21 protein-coding genes are annotated in these 22565 nt (G+C 63.6%); 8 read left to right on the top strand and 13 right to left on the bottom strand.

Annotation, left to right across the window (positions count from 1 at the left end; all coding sequences use genetic code 11):
• Positions 1 to 27: 27 nt before the first annotated feature.
• On the bottom strand, positions 28 to 915 hold the full coding sequence (locus ACVMIM_RS23795) for a DMT family transporter (RefSeq protein ID WP_476114905.1): 888 nt from the start codon (positions 913 to 915) through the stop codon (positions 28 to 30).
• Positions 916 to 1013: 98 nt separating this feature from the next.
• Here ACVMIM_RS23795 and ACVMIM_RS23790 point away from each other — a divergent pair, with 98 nt between their 5' ends.
• Positions 1014 to 1517: a hypothetical protein gene (locus tag ACVMIM_RS23790; RefSeq protein ID WP_476114904.1), complete on the top strand. Its 504-nt coding sequence runs from the start codon at positions 1014 to 1016 to the stop codon at positions 1515 to 1517.
• Positions 1518 to 1521: 4 nt separating this feature from the next.
• Here ACVMIM_RS23790 and ACVMIM_RS23785 read toward each other — a convergent pair whose 3' ends face one another.
• Entirely contained in the window at positions 1522 to 2850 is a 1329-nt protein-coding gene (locus ACVMIM_RS23785) for a DNA polymerase IV (RefSeq protein ID WP_476114903.1), read from the bottom strand.
• 65 nt (positions 2851 to 2915) lie between these two features.
• On the opposite strand from ACVMIM_RS23785, the gene ACVMIM_RS23780 reads away from it, so the two are divergent.
• Together ACVMIM_RS23780 and ACVMIM_RS23775 are read left to right on the top strand one after the other, a co-directional pair.
• Entirely contained in the window at positions 2916 to 3491 is a 576-nt protein-coding gene (locus ACVMIM_RS23780) for an N-acetyltransferase family protein (RefSeq protein ID WP_476114901.1), read from the top strand.
• A 92-nt stretch (positions 3492 to 3583) separates the two neighbouring features.
• Positions 3584 to 5158 carry a YdgA family protein gene (locus tag ACVMIM_RS23775; protein ID WP_476114900.1) on the top strand — a complete coding sequence of 525 codons (1575 nt, stop codon included), beginning with the start codon at positions 3584 to 3586 and terminating at the stop codon, positions 5156 to 5158.
• Positions 5159 to 5167: 9 nt separating this feature from the next.
• Here ACVMIM_RS23775 and ACVMIM_RS23770 read toward each other — a convergent pair whose 3' ends face one another.
• Together ACVMIM_RS23770 and ACVMIM_RS23765 are read right to left on the bottom strand one after the other, a co-directional pair.
• Positions 5168 to 5821, bottom strand: a complete 654-nt coding sequence (locus ACVMIM_RS23770; RefSeq protein WP_278048999.1) for a hypothetical protein — start codon at positions 5819 to 5821, stop codon at positions 5168 to 5170.
• Positions 5818 to 6117 carry a DUF3572 domain-containing protein gene (locus tag ACVMIM_RS23765; protein WP_476114899.1) on the bottom strand — a complete coding sequence of 100 codons (300 nt, stop codon included), beginning with the start codon at positions 6115 to 6117 and terminating at the stop codon, positions 5818 to 5820. Before ACVMIM_RS23765 ends, ACVMIM_RS23770 begins: the two co-directional genes overlap by 4 nt.
• 239 nt (positions 6118 to 6356) lie before the next feature.
• On the opposite strand from ACVMIM_RS23765, the gene ACVMIM_RS23760 reads away from it, so the two are divergent.
• Together ACVMIM_RS23760 and ACVMIM_RS23755 are read left to right on the top strand one after the other, a co-directional pair.
• A complete protein-coding gene (locus tag ACVMIM_RS23760) occupies positions 6357 to 6728 on the top strand; it encodes a response regulator (RefSeq protein WP_040995610.1) in 372 nt (123 codons plus the stop codon).
• 31 nt (positions 6729 to 6759) lie between these two features.
• Complete coding sequence (locus ACVMIM_RS23755; RefSeq protein WP_476114898.1) at positions 6760 to 8133, top strand: PleD family two-component system response regulator; 1374 nt, start codon at positions 6760 to 6762, stop codon at positions 8131 to 8133.
• 533 nt (positions 8134 to 8666) lie between these two features.
• Here ACVMIM_RS23755 and rpmG read toward each other — a convergent pair.
• From rpmG to ACVMIM_RS23715, 8 genes are all read right to left on the bottom strand, one after another.
• The gene (rpmG, locus tag ACVMIM_RS23750; RefSeq protein WP_040995604.1) at positions 8667 to 8834 is read right to left on the bottom strand and encodes a 50S ribosomal protein L33; all 168 of its coding nucleotides are present in this window, start codon (positions 8832 to 8834) and stop codon (positions 8667 to 8669) included.
• Between the two features lie 155 nt (positions 8835 to 8989).
• Positions 8990 to 9448, bottom strand: a complete 459-nt coding sequence (locus tag ACVMIM_RS23745; RefSeq protein WP_476114896.1) for a YqfO family protein — start codon at positions 9446 to 9448, stop codon at positions 8990 to 8992.
• Between the two features lie 93 nt (positions 9449 to 9541).
• Positions 9542 to 10717 carry an MFS transporter gene (locus ACVMIM_RS23740; RefSeq protein WP_476114895.1) on the bottom strand — a complete coding sequence of 392 codons (1176 nt, stop codon included), beginning with the start codon at positions 10715 to 10717 and terminating at the stop codon, positions 9542 to 9544.
• 20 nt (positions 10718 to 10737) lie between these two features.
• Positions 10738 to 11478 (bottom strand): NUDIX hydrolase, encoded by a 741-nt coding sequence (locus ACVMIM_RS23735; RefSeq protein ID WP_476114894.1) that lies wholly within the window; start codon positions 11476 to 11478, stop codon positions 10738 to 10740.
• A gap of 88 nt (positions 11479 to 11566) precedes the next feature.
• Positions 11567 to 12013, bottom strand: a complete 447-nt coding sequence (locus ACVMIM_RS23730) for a DUF983 domain-containing protein (protein ID WP_476114892.1) — start codon at positions 12011 to 12013, stop codon at positions 11567 to 11569.
• Positions 12013 to 14322 carry a ribonuclease R gene (gene rnr / locus ACVMIM_RS23725; protein WP_476114890.1) on the bottom strand — a complete coding sequence of 770 codons (2310 nt, stop codon included), beginning with the start codon at positions 14320 to 14322 and terminating at the stop codon, positions 12013 to 12015. Before rnr ends, ACVMIM_RS23730 begins: the two co-directional genes overlap by 1 nt.
• A 6-nt stretch (positions 14323 to 14328) precedes the next feature.
• Entirely contained in the window at positions 14329 to 16896 is a 2568-nt protein-coding gene (topA, locus tag ACVMIM_RS23720; protein ID WP_476114889.1) for a type I DNA topoisomerase, read from the bottom strand.
• Positions 16897 to 17172: 276 nt separating this feature from the next.
• Positions 17173 to 17550, bottom strand: a complete 378-nt coding sequence (locus ACVMIM_RS23715; protein ID WP_476114888.1) for a COG4315 family predicted lipoprotein — start codon at positions 17548 to 17550, stop codon at positions 17173 to 17175.
• Positions 17551 to 17714: 164 nt separating this feature from the next.
• On the opposite strand from ACVMIM_RS23715, the gene ACVMIM_RS23710 reads away from it, so the two are divergent.
• The gene (locus tag ACVMIM_RS23710; RefSeq protein ID WP_476114887.1) at positions 17715 to 18461 is read left to right on the top strand and encodes a cytochrome c biogenesis CcdA family protein; all 747 of its coding nucleotides are present in this window, start codon (positions 17715 to 17717) and stop codon (positions 18459 to 18461) included.
• A gap of 144 nt (positions 18462 to 18605) precedes the next feature.
• Positions 18606 to 19976, top strand: a complete 1371-nt coding sequence (glmU, locus tag ACVMIM_RS23705; protein ID WP_476114886.1) for a bifunctional UDP-N-acetylglucosamine diphosphorylase/glucosamine-1-phosphate N-acetyltransferase GlmU — start codon at positions 18606 to 18608, stop codon at positions 19974 to 19976.
• Between the two features lie 4 nt (positions 19977 to 19980).
• Here the strand turns inward: glmU and ACVMIM_RS23700 are convergent, their stop codons facing one another.
• The gene (locus ACVMIM_RS23700; protein ID WP_278048985.1) at positions 19981 to 20355 is read right to left on the bottom strand and encodes an ADP-ribosylation/crystallin J1; all 375 of its coding nucleotides are present in this window, start codon (positions 20353 to 20355) and stop codon (positions 19981 to 19983) included.
• 340 nt (positions 20356 to 20695) lie between these two features.
• Here ACVMIM_RS23700 and glmS point away from each other — a divergent pair, with 340 nt between their 5' ends.
• Positions 20696 to 22519, top strand: a complete 1824-nt coding sequence (gene glmS / locus ACVMIM_RS23695) for a glutamine--fructose-6-phosphate transaminase (isomerizing) (RefSeq protein ID WP_476114885.1) — start codon at positions 20696 to 20698, stop codon at positions 22517 to 22519.
• The last annotated feature ends 46 nt before the right edge of the window (positions 22520 to 22565 follow it).

Genomic DNA, 22565 nt, shown 5'->3' with positions numbered 1-22565 from the left:
GCCGTTTCCGTGAAACGGTGAGACGCTCTAAGGGGTTGCCGCTTCCGCTTCGGCTACCCGCGGCGTCTTCTTCTGCAAATTGAGCAAATTGCCGGCCAGAATCAGCGCTGCGCCGCCGGCGGTGAAGACATCGATCTGCTCGTGATAAAGCAGCCAGCCGACCAGCGCCGTCAGCGGCACGCGCAGGAAATCCATCGGCGAGATGATCGTGGCATCGGCGTGGACCAGCGCGCGGGCCAGGCAAAAATGCGACGACATGCCGGTGAAGGCGATGACGAAGATCCATGGCCAGAGTCCTGGCGAAGGGTTGCGCCAGCTATGGAGAGCCGGGATCAAGCCAACCACAGACTGAATGATCAGCATCCAGAAGATGATGCGCACCACGCTTTCAGTCCTGGTCATCGACTTCACCAGCACCATCGAGATCCCGAAACAGACCGCGGCGCCGAGCACGACGAGGTGTCCGGGATCCATCGAGCCGGCGCTGGGGCGCACGATGATGACTACGCCGATCAGGCCAAGCACAATCGCCGTCAGTTTGGACCGGGACAGTCTTTCCCCCAGAAAGCTGACCGCAAGAATCGCCGTCCAGATCGGCGTCGTGAACTCAATCGAGATCAGCACCGCGAGCGGAATGAGCGTCAGCGCATAGAGCCATGCCGCCTGGCCGGTGTAGTGGATGACATTGCGGGCGATATGGGCGAAAGGGCGCCCGGTGCGCATTGCGGCAAAACCGCCATTCATCATCACCAGCGGCAAAAGGATGAAGAAACCGATCACCGAGCGCAGTTCCAGCACCTGGAAGACGTTGAGCTCGGCCGTCGTCTCGCGGCCGGCAACCGACATCGCCAGCATCGAGGCGATTGACAGAGCCATCCAGAATGCGGCCTTTGGGATCGAGGGAGCGGGCGCCATTTGGGCGCCTATGTCGCAAGTCTGGACCTGGGCCGCAACCGTTAGTGGCGTCATTCCACTGGGCCAGCCAAAAGGGATGCCAGAGGGGAACGCCTTTGATGAAATCGACTGCCGCCTTGCTGGCCGCCGCCTGCCTTTTCTGCTCGACAGGCGCGCATGCCGACGAGGCGGCTTTTCTGCGCTCGCTGCAGGGAAAGTTCTCCGGCAAGGGGACGGTCAGGATCAGGACGAATACGCCGGTGATGAACATCAACTGCACCTTCACCTCGGACGCGACGGCGAACTCCCTGTCTCTTGACGGCACCTGCCGCGCCTTGCTGATCATGTCGCGCGAAATACGCGCCGACCTGAAGGTCAGCGGTGGGAGCTATACCGGCACCTATATCGGATCGCGCAGCGGACCCGCCGGGCTCAGCGGAAGCCGCAAGGGCGACGCGATAAACCTCGACATCCACTGGGCGAAAATCGTCAATGGCGACCGCGACGCGGAGCTGACGGTCGAGAAGGTCGGGCCTGACAATATGCGCATGACGGTGACCGACATGGATCCGGCGACCGGCAAGATGGTGGTGACGAGCCGGATCGACCTGCAGCGCAGCTGACGCTTTACTCTTCAAGCGGCTCGGGCGGATTGGCGGCGCGGCCTTTGCCGAACGTGTAGCCGGTCTCGACGGCCTTCCTGCCGAACTTGTCGCGCAACGTGTCCATCGCGCCTTCCGCCAGCGCGCGCTTGCGCGATTGGAGGTCGACCAGATCCGGCGGATCGGCCTTTTCGTCATCGGAGAGGTCGCTGACGCCGATGCCGAGCAGGCGGAATTTGGTGCCGTCTGCCTCGCGGCGCAAAAGGTCGAGCCCGGTCTGGAAGATGCGGTCGGCCAGCCGGGTCGGATCGCCGAGCTGACGGTTGCGGGTGCGGATCCTGAAATCCTGCGTCTTGAGCTTGAGCACCACGGTGCGCCCGGCGATGCCGGATTTCTTCAGCCGCGCCGAGACCTTTTCCGACAGGCCGCGCAGCACCGGCACCAGATCCGCCAAAGCGGCGATGTCGGTGTCGAAGGTGGTCTCGGCCGACACGCTCTTGGCATCGCCGTCGGGATCGACCGGGCGGTCGTCCTCGCCGCGCGACAGGCGATAGAGCCGGTCGCCCATCACGCCATAGCGGCGCATCAGGTCGCCCCGCTCCATGCGCTGCAATTGCGCGATCATGCGGATGCCGTCACGTTCCAGCGTTGCGGCCAGCGCCTTGCCCACGCCCCAGATCATCGTCACCGGCTGCGCGGCGAGGAAGCTTGGCGCCTCGGCTTCTCCGATCACCGAAAAGCCGCGCGGCTTGCGGAAATCCGAGGCGATCTTGGCCAGGAACTTGCAGTAGGAGAGGCCGGCCGAAACGGTGATGCCGAGTTCCCTTTCCACCGTCTGCGCGAAGCGCGCCAGCACCAGCGCAGGCGGCATGCCGTGCAGCCGCTCGGTGCCGGCGAGGTCGAGAAACGCCTCGTCGATCGACAGCGGTTCGACCTGCGGCGTCAGCGCCTGCATCAAGGCGCGGACCTGGCGCCCGACGCCGACATATTTTTCCATGTCGGGCGGGATCACCACCGCCTCCGGGCAGAGTTCCAGCGCCTTGAACATCGGCATGGCCGAGCGAACGCCCTGGATGCGGGCGATGTAGCAGGCGGTGGAGACGACGCCGCGCCGGCCGCCGCCGACAATGACCGGCCTGTCCTTCAGCGCCGGGTTGTCGCGCTTTTCGATCGCCGCGTAGAAGGCGTCGCAATCGATATGGGCGATCTTGAGCCGGTAGAGTTCGGAATGGCGGACAAGGCGCGGGCTGCCGCAGCGGTCGCAGCGGCGCGTCTCCGAGCGCTGGAGCGCCAGGCAGTCACGGCAAAAACCGTGTTCGGGATTGTTGACAGGAGCCGCCATCGCTGCGAACATAAAGAGAACAAACGCAATGGTACGATAGCGCAGGGCCGGCAACAAGCTTGGCCTGGGGAGAACGCATGAGCACGACCATAGCACCGCTGACCCCTGAGCGCTGGCCCGATTTCGAGGACCTGTTCGGCAAGCAGGGCGCCTGCTACGGCTGCTGGTGCACGCATTTCCGGCTGACGCCGGCGGAGCGCCGCGCCAGCGACAAGGAGCGCAACAAGGATCTCATCAAGGCGCGCATAGAGGCTGGTCCGCCGCCGGGACTTCTCGCCTTCGAGGAGGGCAAGGCTGTCGGCTGGATGCAGGTCGGCCCGCGCGCCGACGTGCCCGAGTGGAACAATCAGGGCAGGGGCTCGGCCCCGGTCGATCCTGCCGATGCCGGCGACCCGAATGTCTGGGCGATCTCCTGCTTCTTTATTCGCGTCAAGGCGAGGGGACGCGGCATCACGCATCGCCTGGTCGAGGGCGGCATCGCCTTCGCCCGCGAGAACGGCGCGAGGCTGCTCGAAGCCTGCCCGATCGACCTGTCGCGCGATTCGCGTTCGATCGGGCTTTTCGTCGGCTCGTCGCGGGTGTTCGAAAAGGCCGGCTTCGAGAGGCTGGTGGAGCGCAAGCCCGGCGGACCGCTGATGCGGCTGGTGCTTTAGCCGGATGCGCTTTTGGCCTACAGTCTTGCGGCTGTAACGCTTCTTGCCTACCAGAAGCGCAAATCATTCTTCCGGGACCACGGAGAACCAACGTGAAGCGTATTTTGCCACTTGCCTTTGCCCTGGTGCTCTGCGCGCCCGCCTTTGCCCAGACCGTCGACAATCAAGGCGCCAAGGAGCTGTCCGACAATCTGGCGCGCTATTTCGGCAAGCAGGCCTTCGACAAGGGTGTGCTCAAGGTTTCGGTCGAGGGCGACGCCTACAAGATCGCACTCGACATCAAGGCGCTCGTCAATGCGCTGCCGGAGCAGAAGCTCCTGAAATTCGACATGGCGCCATACGCACTGATGGTGAAGCCGCGCAGCGACGGTTCATGGGATGTCTCGTCGAATTTCTCGCAGGGCGCATCCTTCGAATTCGATGGGCCGGAAGGCCGTCAGAGCATGGAGCTCACGATCAAGGACGGCAAATTGACCAGCGTCTACGATCCGGCCCTTGCGGCCTTCACCAACGCGACGAGCTCACTGGCCGGGATGACCATGACGTCGCGGGAAGCCAAGCAGCAGGCCGATGTCTCGACCGGCGCCGGCACCGCCACCGTTACCGCGACCAAATCCGCCAATGGCGGTGTCGACTTCTCGGCCAAGCAAAAAGTCTCGAACTTCGTCGAGATGATCAAGGTAAACGATCCCGACAACGGGATGAATTTTCCGCTCACTTTGAAAACGCCGGAGCTTTGCGTCGACGCGAACGGCAAAGGCGTACGCACCAAACCGCTGTTGGACCTGCTCGCCTTTGCCGTGGCGAATGAAGACGAAGCCAAGCTCAAGGCGAACCAGGCCGAGCTCAAATCGCTGATGCTGGCTGCGCTGCCCATCTGGGAAAGGCTCGACGGCAATTACGGCTTCAAGGATTTCGAGGTGGACAGCCCAGTCGGCAAGTTCGGGGCCGCGCAATTCAGCACCGCATTTGGCATGGACGGCGTCTCCCAGAACGGCAAGGTGGATTACACGATCAAGGCTACCGGTCTGACAATCCCACGGCAGACCCTGCCCGACTGGACCGTTCCGCTGCTGCCCACCGACATCGACCTGAACTTTGGCGGCGCCAATATCGACCTCGATACGATGGCGAAAAAAGCGATCGAAGCCTTTGACCTCAATAAGAATCCACCGCTCTCGGATGAATTCGGCAAGGCTCTGGTCGCCGATTTCAAGGCCAAGAATCCGAAGGTCGTGATCGGGCACAGCACGGTGAAGAACGGCAATATCGAGCTCGCGATGGAAGGCGAGATGACGTTTCCCGGCGAGAAACCGGATGCGACCTTGACTGTCGATGTCGCAGGCTATGACAAGATCGTCGATGCCCTGAAGGAAGGAGCCAAGAGCGATCAGCAAATGGCGCAGGCTTTCCCATTTGCGTTGGCGGTCAAAGGATTTGGCAAAACACTGGCGGACGGTCGGCTGGAATGGGTGATCAACACCAAGGCCGATGGGTCCGTCACGGTCAACGGCGCCATGCTGAAGGGGCCGGATGAAGTCCAGGACGACAATTCAGGCCAGGATGGCAATTCGGGTGATGACGGCGCGAATGGAACCGACAATTCGACCGGAGGCGATGGTTCGGACGGCGACAATGGCGGGGCAGGGGCGAAGCTGCAACCCTGAGCGTTTGAGCTATAGCCCGAGCGCGGCCGCGATCTTGGGCGCCGCCTCGCGCCAGTCCTCGACCGAGATGATATCGTCGGGCGTGGGCGGCAGGAAGGCACGCAGCGAGTTGTCAGCCATCAAATGGAAAAGGTGGGCGTCCGCCACGGAGTTGCGCGCCGAGACCAGGTTGGAAGGCTGGTCGTCGACGAAGGCGACCGGCCGAGCTTTCAGGCCGCGCAGTTTGGCAATAGCCGGCCCCTTGGCCATCTCCGTCGTCAGCAGCGGGTAGTTGAGCCCCAGCGCATCGAGATGCGCGCGGCGCACGGCACGATGCTTGTGCGGCATGGCGGTCAGCATGACGATCTCGGCGCCTTGTCCAAGCATTGCCAGCGCGTCCGCAGCGCCCTCGGTGATGCTTTGCCAATCCGCCTGAGTGTCGAAGAAATCGCCGAGCAGCGCCGTCACTTCCGGCTGTTCGATCAGCCGTCCGGTCGCGGTTTCGGCGATGTTGCCAGTAAGGCGGAAGGAAGCCAGCGTCAGGCCGAAGCCGCGCGTTTTCAGGAAATGCGGGAAGGGCCGGACGAATTCGAGCACGACATCGTCGACGTCCAGCACCAGCAGCGGCCGGTCGTCAGCGGCAAGTTCTTCGATCTGCCGCGCCGTCTCGGGATCGTCGCTCATGTCGAACGCTCGTGGTCGTCGTTGCCGAGCGGGAGCGCGCGCAACGCCTTGCCGACGGCGGCCGGCGGTGTGCCGGTCTCCTCGGCGAAGCGCAGCAGCGTCGGCTCGTGGGCAAGCACGAATTGCAGGACGCCGGCAAGGAAGCCGGGCTCCGCGGCGGCCCTGCGGATCGAGTTCGCCTCGATGCCGGTGATCGCCAGGAAGCGGGGCAGAAGTTCCGGGTCGGCGGCGATGAAGCCCAGCGCCTTGACGGCAATGGTTTCCGCTTCTTCGCGCATTGACGCTGCGTTCGCCATCATTACCTTTGGACTGGTGGAATTTTTTGAGTCTCCTTCCGCAGTAACGGCAAGCGTCGCTTGCGGCAAGCCTCCGCTCTCCCACGTACAACGTCCGAAGGTGGAATCCGTGCAGCTTTCCAACCTCCGGTTTCCGTTTCGTCAATCATATTGGGCTAGAGTGGAAAGGGTTGGGTGCGGTCCGAAGGGGACGCATTGCGACCGCCTTCGGCTTCGGGGGCGGTCGGGACGGGAAACTGATGGCTAAGAAGGTGATGATCGTCGAGGACAACGAGCTCAACATGAAGCTCTTTCGGGACCTCATCGAAGCCAGCGGTTACGACACGGTTCGCACACGCAATGGGCTGGAGGCGCTGGATCTGGCGCGCCAGCACCGGCCGGATCTCATCCTCATGGACATCCAACTGCCCGAAGTCTCCGGCCTGGAGGTGACGAAATGGCTGAAGGAAGACGACGAGTTGCATTCGATACCCGTCATCGCCGTCACCGCCTTCGCCATGAAGGGCGATGAGGAGCGCATCCGCCAGGGCGGCTGCGAGGCCTATATCTCCAAGCCGATCTCGGTACCGCGCTTCATCGAGACGATCAAATCCTATCTGGGCGACGCCTGATGCCCGCGACCAGCAGAACCGGAGTTTTTAAATGACCGCGCGGATCCTCGTCGTCGACGATATCCCCGCCAATGTGCGGCTGCTGGAGGTTCGGCTGCTTGCCGAGTATTTCGAGGTGCTGACGGCCAATAATGGTCCGGATGCGATCGAGACCTGCGAGAACGGCAAGGTCGACGTCGTGCTGCTCGACGTGATGATGCCCGACATGGACGGGTTCGAGGTCTGCAGACGCCTGAAGAGCGACCCGGCGACCTCGCATATCCCCGTCGTCATGATCACCGCGCTCGACCAGGTTTCGGACCGGGTGCGCGGCCTCGAGGCGGGCGCGGACGATTTCCTCACCAAGCCGGTCAACGACCTGCAACTGATGACACGCGTGAAGAGCCTCGTCAGGCTGAAATCGTTGACGGACGAGCTCCGGCTGCGTGCATCGACCACGCGCAATATTGGTATCGAAGAACTGCTGAGCCGCGATTTCGCGACCGAAGACGCCAAGCCTCGAGTGCTCCTCATCGACGAGCGCAAATCTTCCGTCGAACGCATCCAGAAGATGCTGCGCAACAGCGCTGAACTCGATGTCGCAACCGATCCGAATGCAGGCTTCTTCCAGGCGGCCGAGACGCCGTATGAATGCGTGCTGATCTCGACCGCCTTCTCCGACTTCGATGCGCTGAGGCTCTGTTCGCAGCTGCGTTCGCTCGACCGCACCCGCTTCCTGCCGATCATGCTGCTCGCCGACGAGGGCGAAGAGGGCCGCATCCTGCGCGGCCTGGAGCTCGGCATCAACGATTACCTGATCCGGCCGATCGATCAGCACGAGCTGACGGCGCGCCTGCGCACGCAAGTGCGGCGCAAACGCTATAACGACCAGTTGCGCGCCAGTGTCGCCCAGACCATCGAGATGGCGGTGATCGACGGGCTGACCGGGCTGCATAACCGGCGTTACCTCGACAGCCATCTGCAGACGCTGTTCGATCGCGCCGTGGCGCGGCGGCGGCCGCTGTCGGTGATGATCACCGATCTCGATCGCTTCAAGTCGATCAACGACACCCATGGCCATGACGGCGGCGACGATGTGCTGCGCGAATTCGCCAGGCGGTTGCGCAAGAATGTGCGCGGCATCGATCTCGCCTGCCGGTTCGGCGGCGAGGAGTTCGTCGTGGTGATGCCGGATACCGATGGCGCGGTCGCCGAGAAGGTAGCCGAGCGCATCCGCGCCGAGATCGCGCAGGCGCCGTTTGCGGTCGGCAATGACGGCAAGACGATCGAGGTCACGGTCAGCGTAGGCGTGTCCTCGCTGCTGAAAGGGACCGACAGCGTCGCGGCGCTGATGAAGCGCGCCGATCTTGCGCTCTATGAAGCCAAAAGCGGTGGCCGCAACCGGGTCGTCGCCAAGGCTGCCTGAAGCGCGCCGCGATCTTTCAGGGTTTGCTCATACGCTTTGGATTTCAACCTTGCGCATGTCTTTGTCCCGATACCGGTCGCTATTTCGGGAGAGATGCTTGGGAAAAGGCGCCGATTCCCGGCGCTCTGAACAAGGTTACAAATTTACCTTAACCCAAGCGATTCGCGAACGGTGGTTAAGAAATGGTTGATTTTTATAAGGTCTTGCGCAAATCTGCGACGCATAGACAGAACACGAGGCCGGCACGAGGGTAGACTAGCCGGCTCGATCCAAAAATACCCCATGATGCTCAGGTCCGCCGCATCTCCTGGGTCCGTGGGGTCGGCCGGCCGGCGCTGGCACATAGTGGCCTCCTCGTACCGCTGCCAAACGCCGACCGGCCCCCTTTTCTCGGCTTCTCTGCCGTCCGGTCTTTCCCATTCTTTGCCTCACGCAATTCCTGCCGGAAACCGGGCCGGACTTTGCCTGGAATTTTGCCTCAAAAACAAAAACGCCGCCCAAAGGGCGGCGCTTCGATTCCCAGGATAACCAGATTACTTGATCTTGGTTTCCTTGAACTCGACGTGCTTCTTGGCGATCGGGTCGTACTTGCGGAACGAGAGCTTGTCCGTCTTGGTACGGCTGTTCTTGCTGGTCACGTAGAAGAACCCGGTGTCGGCGGTCGACAGAAGCTTGATCTTGATGTTTGCGGCTTTGGCCATGATGTTCGTCCGTTAATGTTCGTGGAGTTTTGGCCGCTGGAGCACGGGGAAAACACCCGGACGCGGGAAACTTGGCGCGACACATAAAGAACGCGCCCGGAAAGTCAAGCCCGGCGCCGTCCTTGCCTCATTTCGGCATGGCGGATTTCACCGCTTCAAGCGCTATGTTCGATCAACTGCCCTTTCTTTTTCCAGTCGCCCGTCGTGTTCCACCAGCGGTTCGGATTGGCGCGGTCGTCCAGGCCCTTGGAGCGGCTGGCGAGCAGCGGCTGGATGCGGATGACGGGTTCCTGATAGGAATGGGCCTGGAAAATCGCCTCGACGACACGGGCGGCGAGCGCCTGGTCGTCGGCGATTTCGAACGACACTTCGACGGTGCCGGGCCGCCGGCGCAGTTCCGTCTCGGCGCCGGCGGCGGCGCCTTCGAGCGGCCGGTAGCGCTCGATGCCCTGCGCCGACTGAAAGGCGTTGGCGTCATATTTGCCCATGCGCAGCGGCGTGATCGCCACCACCGCCTCCATGATGCGCTCGACATCGGCTGCCGGCGCCTGGAATGTGACGAGCAAAAGCAGTTCCATCCTGAGGGATTTGGTCTCAAAGCCGCTGTCGATCATCGCAATTCTCCTGCCTCGCGTTGGAGGCAGGGTATAGCAGGGGTGCTGCTGACACGGTGATGTCAGGATTGCTCGATGTTCAGGAACATGTGCCTAGAGAATCTTGCGTATCAATCTGACCAGGACCAGAAGCATGTAGGCGGCGAAGAAAAGGGCGAGCGACCAGCCGAATCCCGAGGGGCCGAAGGCGTCCATGCCGATGCCGATCGCCTGCGGACCGATCACCATCCCCACACCATAGCAAAGCACGAAGGCGGCATTTGCCGATGCCAGCTCATGGCCGGAAAGTTGCGAGCCGAGATGGGCGAGCCCGATCGTGTACATGGCGGCGACGACGCCGCCCCAGACGAACAGAAGGGCCGCCATCAGATGCCAGTTCTGCGCGAAGAACGGCATGAAGACTGTGCCGACGAGGCCGACGGTGGCGCAGGCCAGAAGCAGGTAGCGGCGGTCCGAGACACGGTCGCTGATCATGCCGATCGGGATCTGCAGAAGCACGTTGCCGAGCCCGATCATCGTCAGCAGGAGCGCGGCGTCCGCCTCCGAATAGCCGATCCGGCTGCCATAGACGGGGAACAGCGAGAAACCGCCGGTCTCGACCGCGCCGAAGACAAGCACCGCGAAGGTCGCGGTCGGCACCAGCCAGATGTAGCGCAGGAAATGGCTGGTCTCGCTCTCGGCGACGATGGTCGGGCTCTCGTTGCGCGCCGCCAGCACCGGAACGGCGGCAAGCGTCACCAGCGCTATGGTGACGCCGAACGGCAGGAAGCCCGAACTGCCGAGATGGGCAAACAGCCATGGGCCGGCGGCAAAGCCGAGTGACAAAACAGTGGCATAGATGCCAAGCACAAGGCCGCGGCGGCTGGGAGGGGCGGAGGTGCTGATCCAGAATTCCGACAGGATGAACAGCACCGTCAGCGAGATGTGCAGGGCGACGCGGAGCGGGAACCACATCCAGAAATCCGGCGCGAAATGGAAGCCGACAAAGGCGAGCGCGCCGATGGCAATCATCAAAAGCATGGTCCAGGCGACGCCGAGCCGCATGGCAAGCGGCGTGGCCAAAGGCGCGCCGGCGATCGAGGCGAGGCCGGCGACGGCGGTGTTGAGGCCGATCATCGAAGCGGAATGGCCGCGGCTTTCCAGAATGACGCTGAGTAGCGGCATGCCGAGGCCGATGGCGATGCCGACGACGCTGATCGAGGAGATTGCCGCGACCATCGGCAGCCAGTGCACGCGTTCGTCGCCCTTTTGTTGGGTATCGACCGTCATGGGATCAAAATGCTCTGCTTCTAAAGGACTTCGCGGACAAAGCGGTTGCGGACAAGCCGGAAGAACGGCACCGGGCCCCCCGGCCGCAGCAAGGGATCGTCGGCAAGCCGGCCTTCCAGTTCTTCCAGGATCATGCCGGTAATGTCGGGAATGTCGGCCTTGCGGGCATCGGCAAGCGGCAGCCAGACGAGTTCCTCCAGCTCGTTGGTCGGGCCGCCGCCGGGCAGTTCCACGGCAACGTCGTGGCGCCAGGCGCTGAAGAAACGCGTGTCGAAACGGCGCACGCGATTGGGCGGGGTGATGGCGCGGGCGACGAAGCGGAGAACGTCCAGCGAGGGGACCACGCCGTGGTCGGCGAAACCCTGCCAGTCGCGCCTCGCGGTCGAGAAGGCGCCTTTGCGGCCGATCAGCAGGCCGGCTTCCTCATAGGTCTCGCGAAGCGCCGACAGGGCGATCGCCCGTGCCCGCGCCGCGCTGGCGCGGCCGGGGCCGGCGACCAGCTTTTTCTCTTCTTCGCCGCGCAGAGGCGCGGCGACCGGAATACGGCTGTCCGCGGGATCGGTGCGGCCGCCGGGAAAGACGAATTTTCCGGGCATGAAAGTGTGCCCGGCATGGCGCCTGCCCATCAGCACCAGGACGTCCTTTTCCCGGCGATCGAGCAGAATGAGGGTCGCGGCGTCACGCGGACGCAACGCCCGGCCGCTGCGCACGGCCAGGCCTTTATCGAGCTTGTCGACATCCGCCTTGGTCATTCCTTCCATGCGCTCGACCTAGCGGAAACTTCCTTGACGCGAAAGTGGCTTGCGTGTCGCGGCTTTTGAACCAGGGCCGATAGCGGTGCACCCTGGCTTATGAATGGCTTTCGAAGTCGTCCTTCTCACCGCCGAAGCCGTGCATATAGAGCGCCCATTGCAGGCCGATGACGGCGCCCTTGACCGGCTGCAGCAGCGCGACGGCCAGAACAATGGTCAGCGGCACCCAGATCAGCGCGTGCTGCCAGGTCGATAGCGTCGACGTGACCTCGGCGGCCATGAAGCCGCCAAGCACGATATGGCCGACAACGACGATGACCAGATAAGCGGGCAGGTCGTCCGCGCGGTGGTGGTGCAGCTCCTCGCCGCAGATCTCGCACTTGTCCACGGGCTTCACGAAGGCGCGGAACAGCTTTCCCTTGCCGCAATGCGGGCAGCGACCAAGCAAGCCGCGCTTCATCGCCGTCCACAGCGGACGCGCGACGCGGCCCGAATGATGCTCGCCGCCGAAAACCTGTTCTTCCACCTGGAAATTGCCTGGCATTATCGTCTCCTGCCGCGCGGACCGACACGCGATTGCGACGCGCGGGCGCGGCCTTTGGCCTTGTGGAACGACCGCCTCGAGCCGGGCAGGGGCTTCGGGTCGGTCAGCATCTCGAAACGCATCGCGCCGGCCATCGGCGCGACCTCGACCAGCCGGACTTCGACGCGGTCGGCAAGCTGATAGCCTCTGCCGGTGCGTTCGCCGTAAAGCGATCGGGCGGTTTCGTCATAGATATAGTAATCGCCGCCCAAACTTGACACCGGAATAAAACCGTCGGCGCCGTACTGCGGCAATTGGACAAAAAGTCCCGCCTTGGTGACGCCGGAAATGCGCGCGTCGAACGTATCGTTGACGCGCTCGGCGAGATAGGCGGCGATCAGCCGGTCGACAGTGTCGCGCTCGGCGGCCATGGCACGGCGCTCCGTGGCCGAGATCAGCGCGGCGACCTCTTCCAGCCGGTCCGCCTCCTGTTGCGTCAGGCCGCCGGAACCCAGACCAAGTGCCGCAATCAGCCCCCGGTGCACGACCAGATCGGCATAACGGCGGATCGGCGAGGTGAAATGCGCGTAGCGCCTGAGGTTGAGGCCGAAATGGCCGATGTTCTTCGGCGAATATTCGGCCTGGCTCTGCGAACGCAGCACCACTTCGTTGACCAGCGCCTCGTTGTCGGCGCCGCGCACCCGCTCCAGAATGCCGTTGAACTGGCTGGGCCGCATCTGCGCGCCGCGCGCCAGGGACAGGCTAAGCGTTCGCAGGAAGTCGCGCAGCGATTCCTGCTTGGCGAGCGACGGCGCGTCATGGATGCGGTAGACGAGCGGCTCTTTCTTGCCCTCCAAGGTCTCTGCGGCCGCGACATTGGCCTGGATCATGAACTCCTCGATGAGCTTATGCGCGTCGAGACGCTCCGGCACGACGACGCGGTCGACGGTGCCGTCCGGCTTCAACAGGATCTTGCGCTCCGGCAGGTCGAGCTCCAGCGGCTGGCGGGCGTCGCGGCCGCGTTTCAGCACGGCATAGGCGTCCCAGAGCGGCTTCAGGACGCTGTCGAGGATCGGCCGCGTCTTGTCGTCGGGCATGCCGTCGATCGCGGCCTGCGCCTGCGGATAGGCGAGCTTGGCCGCCGACTTCATCATGACGCGGTGGAAGGAGTGCCTGAGCTTGCGGCCTTCCGAGGAAAAGGTCATGCGCACGGCGATGGCCGGCCGGTCCTCGCCCTCGCGCAGCGAGCAGAGGTCGTTGGAGATGCGTTCGGGCAGCATCGGCACGACCCGGTCCGGGAAATAGACCGAATTGCCGCGCTTCAGGGCCTCGCGATCGAGCGGCTTTCCGTAGCGCACATAGGCCGCGACATCGGCGATCGCCACGGTCACAACGACGCCGCCGGGATTCTTCTCGTCCGGATCGGGCGTGGCGAAGACGGCGTCGTCATGGTCCTTGGCGTCGGCCGGATCGATGGTCACCAGCGGCAGGTCGCGCCAATCCTCGCGGTGATCGAGCGTCGCCGGTTTCACCGCTTCGGCCTCGGCGATCACGTCCGCCGGAAAGACATGGGGAATGTCGTGGGCGTGGATGGCGATCATCGAGACCGCCTTTTCGCTGGTCAACGATCCCAGCACCGCCAGCACTTTTGCCCTGGGCAGCCCGTAACGGGATGCCCGCGCCGGCTCGACCTCGACGAGGTCGCCGTTCCTGGCGCCGTTCTGGAATTCCTTGTCGACGATCAGCTCCGGCTGGCGCCGTTCGACCGGCTCGATGCGGAAAGTGCCGTCCTTCAGCACGCGGAAAACGCCGAGCACCGCGTCGCTGCGCTTCTCGAAGATCTTCATCACCCGCCCGGTATAGGCAGGGCCTGACGGATCGTCGGTCGGGAAGGTTTTTGCCAGCACGCGGTCGCCGATGCCGGGCACAGGGCCGCTGGCGCCGCGCGAAATGCGGATGGCAATGACAGGTGGAGAACCGGCGCCGGTATATTCGCTCGGATTGGCCAGGAGCACGCCGTCGTCGTCGCGGCCGAAAATATCGAGCACGGCGACGTGAGGCACGGCGCCCGCGCGGCTGAGGCGCTTGCGCTCCTTGGTCAGCAGACCCTCATCCTGCAGATCGCGCAACATGTCTTTCAGCCAGACGCGATCCTGGCCGCGCAGCGCAAAGGCCTTGGCGATTTCGCGCTTGCCGGAGCGATCCGGATTCTCGGCGATGTAGCGCAGGATCTCGTCGCGCGAGGGCCGGTAATCGTCCTTGACCACCTTGGCCCTCGTATCGGCGTGGCGCGGATCGCCGTGGCTTCTTCCGGAGATCCTGCGCGCCACGTCCTGCTACCCCTTCTTCGCCGCCCTGCGGAAGGGCTTCTTGCCGCCTCCGCCCTTGGCTTCCTTTTCGGCGATCAGGGCGAGCGCCTCTTCCATCGTCACCGATTGCGGGTCCTTGCCCTTGGGCAGCGTCGCATTGACCTTGCCGTAGTTGACATAGGGCCCGTAGCGGCCGTCGCGCACGACGATCTTGCCACCGCCGTCGGGATGGTCGCCAAGCTCCTTCAGCGCCGCCGGCGTGGCGCCGTTGCGGCCAGCCTTGCCCTTCTGCTGCTTCTCGGCGATCACCGAGACGGCGCGATTCAGGCCGATCGAGAACACGTCCTCGATGCTCTCCAGATTGGCATAGGTGCCGTCATGCAGCACGAACGGGCCGTAGCGCCCGAGGCCGGCCGAGATCATCTTGCCGGTTTCGGGATGTTTTCCGACATCGCGCGGCAGGGCCAGCAGCGCCAGCGCCTTCTCGTGGTCGATCGACTCGGGCGTCCAGCCCTTGGGCAGGCTGGAGCGCTTGGCATCCTTGCCTTCGCCACGCTGGATATAAGGGCCGAAACGGCCGCTCCTCAGCGTGATTTCCTCGGCCGTGTAAGGGTCCTTGCCGAGAAGCTTGACGCCGTCCTCGCCATTGCCGTTCTCGCCATTGGGGTTGGCGGCGTCGCCGAGCTGGCGGGTGTAGGAGCATTCCGGATAATTCGAGCAGCCGACGAAGGCACCGAACTTGCCGAGCTTCAGCGAGAGATTGCCGGTGCCGCATTTCGGGCAGATGCGCGGATTGGAACCATCCTCGCGCTCGGGGAAGACAAGCGGCGCGAGCTCTTCGTTGAGCGCATCGAGCACGTCGGCGACGCGCAGTTCCTTGATGTCGTCGACGGCGCCGGAGAAATCCTTCCAGAAGTCGCGCAGGACGTCCTTCCAGGCGAGCTTGCCGTCGGAAATCTCGTCGAGCTTCTCCTCGAGCGAGGCGGTGAAATCATATTCGACATAGCGCTCGAAGAAACTTTCCAGAAAGGCCGAGAGCAGCCGGCCCTTGGCCTGCGGCACCAGCTTGCGCCGGTCGATGGTGACATAGTCGCGATCCTCGAGCGTCTTCAGGATCGCGGTGTAGGTCGACGGCCGGCCGATGCCCAGCTCTTCCAGCTTCTTGATCAGCGAGGCCTCGGAATAGCGCGGCGGCGGCTCGGTGGTGTGCTGGGTGGCGTTGATCGCCTGGCGGGCGAGCTGCTCGCCGGAGCGGATCTCGGGCAGGCGGCGGCTTTCCTCGTCCTCCGCGTCCTCGTCCTTCTGGTCCGTGTAGGCGGCGATGAAGCCATCGAAACGGACTACCGAGCCGATCGCGCGCAACTCCGCGGTGCGGGCGCCGTTGACCGCCTCGATCTCGACCGTGGTGCGCTCGATTTCGGCAGGCTGCATCTGGCTGGCGATGGCGCGCTTCCAGATCAGCTCGTAGAGGCGGGCCTGATCGGCGTCGAGATATTGCCGAACGGAAGCCGGCGTGCGCTTGAAATCGGTCGGGCGGATCGCCTCGTGGGCTTCCTGGGCGTTCTTGGCCTTGACCGAATAGTAGCGCGGTTTCTCCGGCAGGTATTTTGCGCCAAACTCGCTGACGATGGCGTTGCGGGCGGCCTCGATCGCCTCCGGCGCCATCTGCACGCCGTCGGTACGCATATAGGTGATGAGGCCAGCGGTCTCGCCGCCGACATCCATGCCCTCATAGAGCTTTTGCGCGACCTGCATGGTGCGGTTGGCCGAGAAGCCGAGCCGCGAAGAGGCGGCCTGTTGCAGTGTAGAGGTGGTGAAGGGCGGCGCCGGGTTGCGCTTTGTCGGCTTGGCTTCGACCGACAGCGCCTTGAAGGTCGCGCCCTCGAGCATCGCCTTGACGTCGTCGGCCTGCGCCTTGTTGGCGATGTCGAGCTTCTGCAGCTTCTTGCCGGCATAGGCGGTCAGCCGCGCCTCGAAACTGTCGTTGCGCGGCGTGTCGAGGATGGCTGCGATCTGCCAGTATTCCTCGCGGATGAAGCGCTCAATCTCGGATTCGCGGTCGCAGACGAGGCGCAGCGCCACCGACTGCACGCGGCCGGCGGAACGGGCGCCCGGCAGCTTGCGCCACAGCACCGGCGACAGCGTGAAGCCGACGAGATAGTCGAGCGCGCGGCGGGCGAGGTAGGCGTCGACCAGCGGCGCGTCGATCTGGCGCGGATTGGCCATCGCATCGAGCACCGAGGCCTTGGTGATGGCGTTGAAGACGACGCGGCTGACCGGCTTGTCCTTCAGCGCGCGCTTCTGCTTCAGGACTTCCAGCACGTGCCAGGAAATGGCCTCGCCCTCGCGATCCGGGTCGGTTGCGAGGATCAGGCCGTCGGCATCCTTGACCGCCTTGGCGATGTCGGCGAGACGCTTGCCGGACGCGGTGTCTACCGACCAGGACATGGCGAAATCCTCGTCGGGCCGCACCGAGCCGTCCTTGGCCGGCAGATCGCGGACATGCCCGAACGAGGCCAGGACCTTATAGTTCTTGCCCAGATATTTGTTGATTGTCTTCGCCTTGGCCGGCGATTCGACGACGACGACGTCCATGAGGTCTCTTAATCAGCTGTGAGGTGGCGGAAGAGCTCCGCGACGCACGACGAAATCCCACTCTTTTCGTCGCTCACATGGCCGTGCTTTTGCAATCGGTCAAGGGGAAGCGGCCGATTTGGGAAGCGGCCGCGGACGATACACTCTTAGAGTGTATGGCAAAGATCACATTTTTGGGGATGACGGGGTTCGCGCCTCGAACCGGGCGGACGACCGGTAAAGACGACCGGCTACCGGATCAAGGGAGCCGGCAGCCGGAGCGTCAACAGCGTGAGTTCAGTCAGCCTTGACCACGTGCCAGGCGCCGGCGACGCCTTCGCCCGTCATGTCGCCGGCCTTCTTGTCCTTGACGAAGGTATAGACCGGCTTGCCGTCATAGGCCCACATCTTGGTGCCGTCGGTACGGTCGACGACCGTCCATTCGTCGTCGGCCTTGGCGCCTGCCTCGGCCTTCAGCGGCGGCCAGTTGGCGGCGCATTTGTCGTACCAATTGGACTTGCCCTTCTCGTCCTTGTCGAAGGTGTAGAGCGTCATGCCCTTGGCGTCGGTGTAGATCTTGGTGCCACCGACTTCGGCTTCCTTCCACGCTTCGGCGGCCTGGGATGCGGCGGTGCCGAGCAGAAGGACGGCAAGCCCGAGTGCAATCGATTTCATGATAAATCTCCCTGAAACAAGCGCGGCAGTCGCGCGCTCATTCGGTCAACGCGTTGGGAAGCCTGTTTCTTCCGGCTGCGAAGCGGCGACGTGCCACACAATGGTGATTGGCAGGCGCGCGGTCGCATCGCTATATCCACGCCTGCACAATCGGAACTCATTGGATGGCATTGGACATCGGCTATGTCAGCGCGGTCGGGGCAGGGGCGATCTCGTTCCTGTCGCCTTGCGTGCTGCCGCTGGTGCCGCCCTATCTCTGCTACATGGCCGGCGTTTCGGTTGAGGATTTCCGAGGCAATCAGAGCGTCACGGCGAAGGAAGGCGCGCGCGGCGCGCTGCTTTATGCCTCCTTGGCCTTCGTGCTCGGCTTCTCGACCGTCTTCGTGGCGCTCGGCGCCGGTGCCTCGACCATCGGGCGGCTGCTGCGCGTCTGGCAGGAACCGCTGGCGATGGCAGCGGGCGCACTGATCATCATCATGGGCCTGAACTTCCTCGGCATCCTGCGCATTCCGCTTTTGTCGCGCGAGGCGCGCTTCCAGTCGCAGGGCAAGCCGGCCAGCATGGTTGCAGCCTATGTCATGGGGCTTGCCTTCGCCTTCGGCTGGACGCCTTGCATCGGCCCGGTGCTGGGGCCGATCCTCACTCTGGCCGGCGGGCGGGAGACGGTGGGCGAGGGCGCGTTGCTGCTTGCCGCCTATTCGCTCGGCCTCGGCATCCCGTTCCTGATCGCGGCGCTGTTTTCCGGCGCCTTCATGCGCTTCCTCGGCAAGTTCCGCGTCCATCTCGGCCGCGTCGAGAAGGCGATCGGCGCGCTTCTGGTCGTCGCCGGCGTGTTTTTCCTGACCGGCGGCGTACAGAGCGTTTCGTACTGGCTGCTGGAGAATTTTCCGGTGCTGGGAAGGCTGGGATAGTCTTCATGCGCGCGGATCGAACTGTGGACCTGCTGATTAAGAGTCGGTTGGTCGGTCACCTCACCGGAATTTAACCGCATTGGTGCAGCATCACGCGGCTGCTAGCATGCGTTGATTCAAGCTCTTTCACATGGTTGTCCTTAAATGAGCCAGAGATCCTGCCTGTCCGTCATCCTCGCCGCGGGCGAAGGCACGCGCATGAAAAGCGCGATGCCCAAGGTGCTGCACGCCATTGCCGGCTTGCCGATGGTGGCGCATGTCGTGAAGGCCGCTGAGGCTGCCGGCGCTACCGGCGTGGCGCTGGTGATCGGGCACGGGGCGGAAGAGATGCGCAAGGCGGCGCAGAAGTTCGCGCCGGAGGCGGAGACTTTCGTGCAGGAGAAGCGGCTCGGCACCGCGCATGCCGTGCTCGCTGCTCGCGAAGCGATATCCACGGGTTATGACGACATCCTCGTCATGTTCGGCGATACGCCGCTGATCGATGCACAGGCGTTGGCCGCCGCGCGGCAGAAGCTGGCGGAGGGCGCTGCCGTCGCGGTCATCGGCTTCCGCCCGCCAAGCCCGACCGGCTACGGCCGGTTGATCGAAAGGGGAGGCCATCTCATTGCTGTTCGGGAGGAGAAGGATTGCTCCGACGAGGAAAAGAAGATCGGCTTCTGCAATGCCGGCATGATGGCGGTCGCGGGCAAGCATGCGCTTCGGCTGCTCGACCAGGTCGGCAACAAGAATGCCAAGGGCGAATTCTACCTGACCGACATCGTCGAGATCGCCGGCGCGGAAGGGCTCGACGTGGTGGCGACGGAAGCGAGTTTCGAAAGCGCGCTCGGCATCAACAACCGGGCCGAACTTGCCGAGGCGGAAGCGATCTGGCAGACGCGCCGGCGGCGCGAGGCGATGCTGTCCGGAGTTACGCTGATCGCGCCTGAAACCGTCTATTTCTCGCACGATACCGAGATCGGCGCCGACACGATCGTCGAGCCGAATGTCTGGTTCGGGCCGGGCGTCAGAATCGCGTCGGGCGCCAAGATCCACGCCTTCAGCCATATCGAGGGCGCAACGATCGCGTCCAATTGCGATGTCGGACCGTTCGCGCGGCTGCGGCCGGGCGCCGATCTTCGAAACAAGGCAAAGGTCGGCAATTTCTGCGAGGTCAAGCAGGCGACGATCGAGGAGGGCGCCAAGGTCAACCACCTGACCTATATCGGCGATGCGCGCGTGGGGGCGGCGGCCAATATCGGCGCCGGCACCATCACCTGCAATTATGACGGCTATTCGAAATTCTTCACCGATATCGGCGAGGGCGCCTTTGTCGGCTCGAATTCCGCGCTGGTGGCGCCGGTCTCGATCGGCAAGGGCGGGTACATCGCTTCCGGCAGCGTGATCACCGAAAGCGTGCCCGACGACGCGCTGGCCTTCGGCCGTGCCCGCCAGAAGACGATCCCCGGCAAAGGCAAGGAGTTGCGCGAGCGCTTCGCCTCGGCCGCCGCGGCAAGGAAGAAGGCAGCGGCGGAATAGCGTTTCAGGCGGTGCTTTCGGTGGTTTTGCCGAAGGCCGCCGTCACCTCGATCTTGCCGACGATCGCCTTGTTGAATTGAGGCAGGTCCTCGGCGGGTATCCAGTATTCGAGATGCGCTTTGCTGCCGGCGTGCTCGATTCGGTAGCCATCCAGAAAGCTTCTCAGAACCTCGAACCGGGTAACGAAGCCGGAGCCGCTCGTCGGAACGTTCCAGTCGCGGGCGATCTGGACCGCATAGGCTTCGGTGAGCACGGGATAGAAAATCGGCTGATCGGGCAGGCGCGGTGGAAATTCGCGCATGCCCGAAGCCTTGATCAGTTCCAGTTCCTTCGGTCCGACCGGACGCCAGAGCGTTACGGTATCCTTCGTTTGGCTCATAGATCGAATAAGCGCCCAAAGTCGGGCCAAAGACAAGCCTCCAGGGAGCGGGCACATTCGCCAACAGGTGGGGCTCTATATGTCAACGGCTGTGTGGTGCTCATCGTTCGAAGGATGACATGCTCGAGCCACAACTGGTTAAATGGTGGTGAGAGCTGGCAAGCTGCAGATGCGACAAGACGAGCAGTTGCGGTAACCGGATTGCAAGGACGATTTGAGAATGTCCAGCTGTTCAAGAGCGTTCCCGGTGACATGGAACGAAACGCAAAGTGACTTTCGCGGCAGGCCGGCAACCCCTAGATAACGCCGGGTTTTCCGCTGGGAATCGGGGGCAAGCGCCATGTGCGGTATCGTTGGAATCGTCGGCCGAAGCCAAGTCGCGCCGCTCATCGTCGATGCGCTGAAGCGGCTCGAATATCGCGGCTACGACTCGGCCGGTGTCGCCACCATCGAGAAGGGCGAGCTCGGACGGCGCCGCGCCGAAGGCAAGCTCATTAATCTCGAACGCCGGCTGAAGGACGAGCCGCTCGACGGCACGATCGGCATCGGCCACACGCGTTGGGCGACGCATGGCGTTCCCAACGAGACGAATGCGCATCCGCATTTTTCCAAAGGTGTCGCCATCGTCCACAACGGCATCATCGAGAATTTCGCCGAACTGCGCGACGAGCTCACCCGGGACGGCTACTCTTTCGCTTCGCAGACCGATACCGAAGTCGTCGCGCATCTGGTGGCGCGCGAACTCGCCAGGGGGCTGAAGCCGGTCGAAGCCGCGCACCACGCGCTGAGGCGGCTGCACGGCGCATTCGCTCTGGCGATCATGTTCACGGGGGATGAGGACCTGATCGTCGGCGCCCGCAATGGTCCGCCTTTGGCCGTCGGGCATGGCGAGGGCGAGATGTTTTTGGGGTCGGACGCGATCGCGCTGGCGCCGTTCACCAATGCGGTCACCTATCTGGAAGACGGCGACTGGGCGGTCGTGCGTCGCAATGGCGTTAGCATCTACGACATCGACGGCAACAAGGTCGATCGCAAGCGCCAGCAGTCGCTGTCGACCAGCTTCATGGTCGACAAGGGCAACCGCCGGCATTTCATGGAAAAGGAAATCCATGAGCAGCCGGAGGTGATCTCGCACACATTGGCGCACTATGTGGATTTCGTTTCCGGCAAGTCGAAGCCGCTCGCGCTGCCCTTCGACTTCGCCAGGATCGGCCGGCTGGCGCTTTCGGCCTGCGGTACCGCCTATCTCGCCGGGCTGATCTCGAAATATTGGTTCGAGCGCTATGCGCGATTGCCGGTCGATATCGATGTCGCCTCCGAGTTCCGCTACCGCGAGATGCCGCTTTCGGCCAATGACGCGGCCTTCTTCATCTCGCAGTCGGGCGAGACCGCCGATACGCTGGCTTCGCTGCGCTATTGCCGCAAGGCCGGCATGAAGATCGGCGCTGTGGTCAATGTGCGCGAATCGACCATGGCGCGCGAATCCGATGTCGTGCTGCCCACACTTGCCGGCCCGGAGATCGGCGTTGCCTCGACCAAGGCTTTCACCTGCCAGCTTTCGGTCTTGGCTGCGCTTGCCGTCCGCGCGGGCGTGGCGCGCGGCACGATCTCGCCCGATCAGGAAAAGCAGCTGGTGCGCGAGCTTTCCGAAGCGCCGCGCTACGCCACCCAGGTGCTGAAGCTCGACGAGCAGATCGAGCGCATCTCGCGCGAGCTGTCGCGCTACAAGGACGTGCTCTATCTCGGCCGCGACACGAACTTCCCGTTGGCCATGGAAGGCGCGCTGAAGCTCAAGGAAATCTCCTACATCCACGCCGAAGGCTATGCCGGCGGCGAATTGAAGCACGGGCCGATCGCGCTGATCGACGAGAACATGCCGGTGATCGTGATCGCGCCGCATGACCGCATCTTCGAAAAGACTGTGTCGAACATGCAGGAAGTGGCGGCGCGCGGCGGCAAGATCATCCTGATCACCGACAAAAAGGGCGCGGCGCAGGCCGGCATCAAGACGATGGAGACCATCATCCTGCCCGAGGTGCCGGAGATCATCGCGCCGATCATTTACGCGCTGCCGATCCAAATGTTGGCCTATTTCACTGCGGTGTTTATGGGCACCGACGTCGACCAGCCGCGCAATCTGGCGAAGTCCGTGACGGTGGAATAGCGGGGTATGCAGCCTTCTTAGGAAGGGCACTCTTTAAAAACTTCGC

The sequence above is a fragment of the Mesorhizobium sp. USDA 4413 genome, from assembly GCF_056280365.1.
The sequence above is the reverse complement of the archived record's forward strand: the minus strand, read 5'-3'. Positions and strand labels throughout refer to the sequence as shown.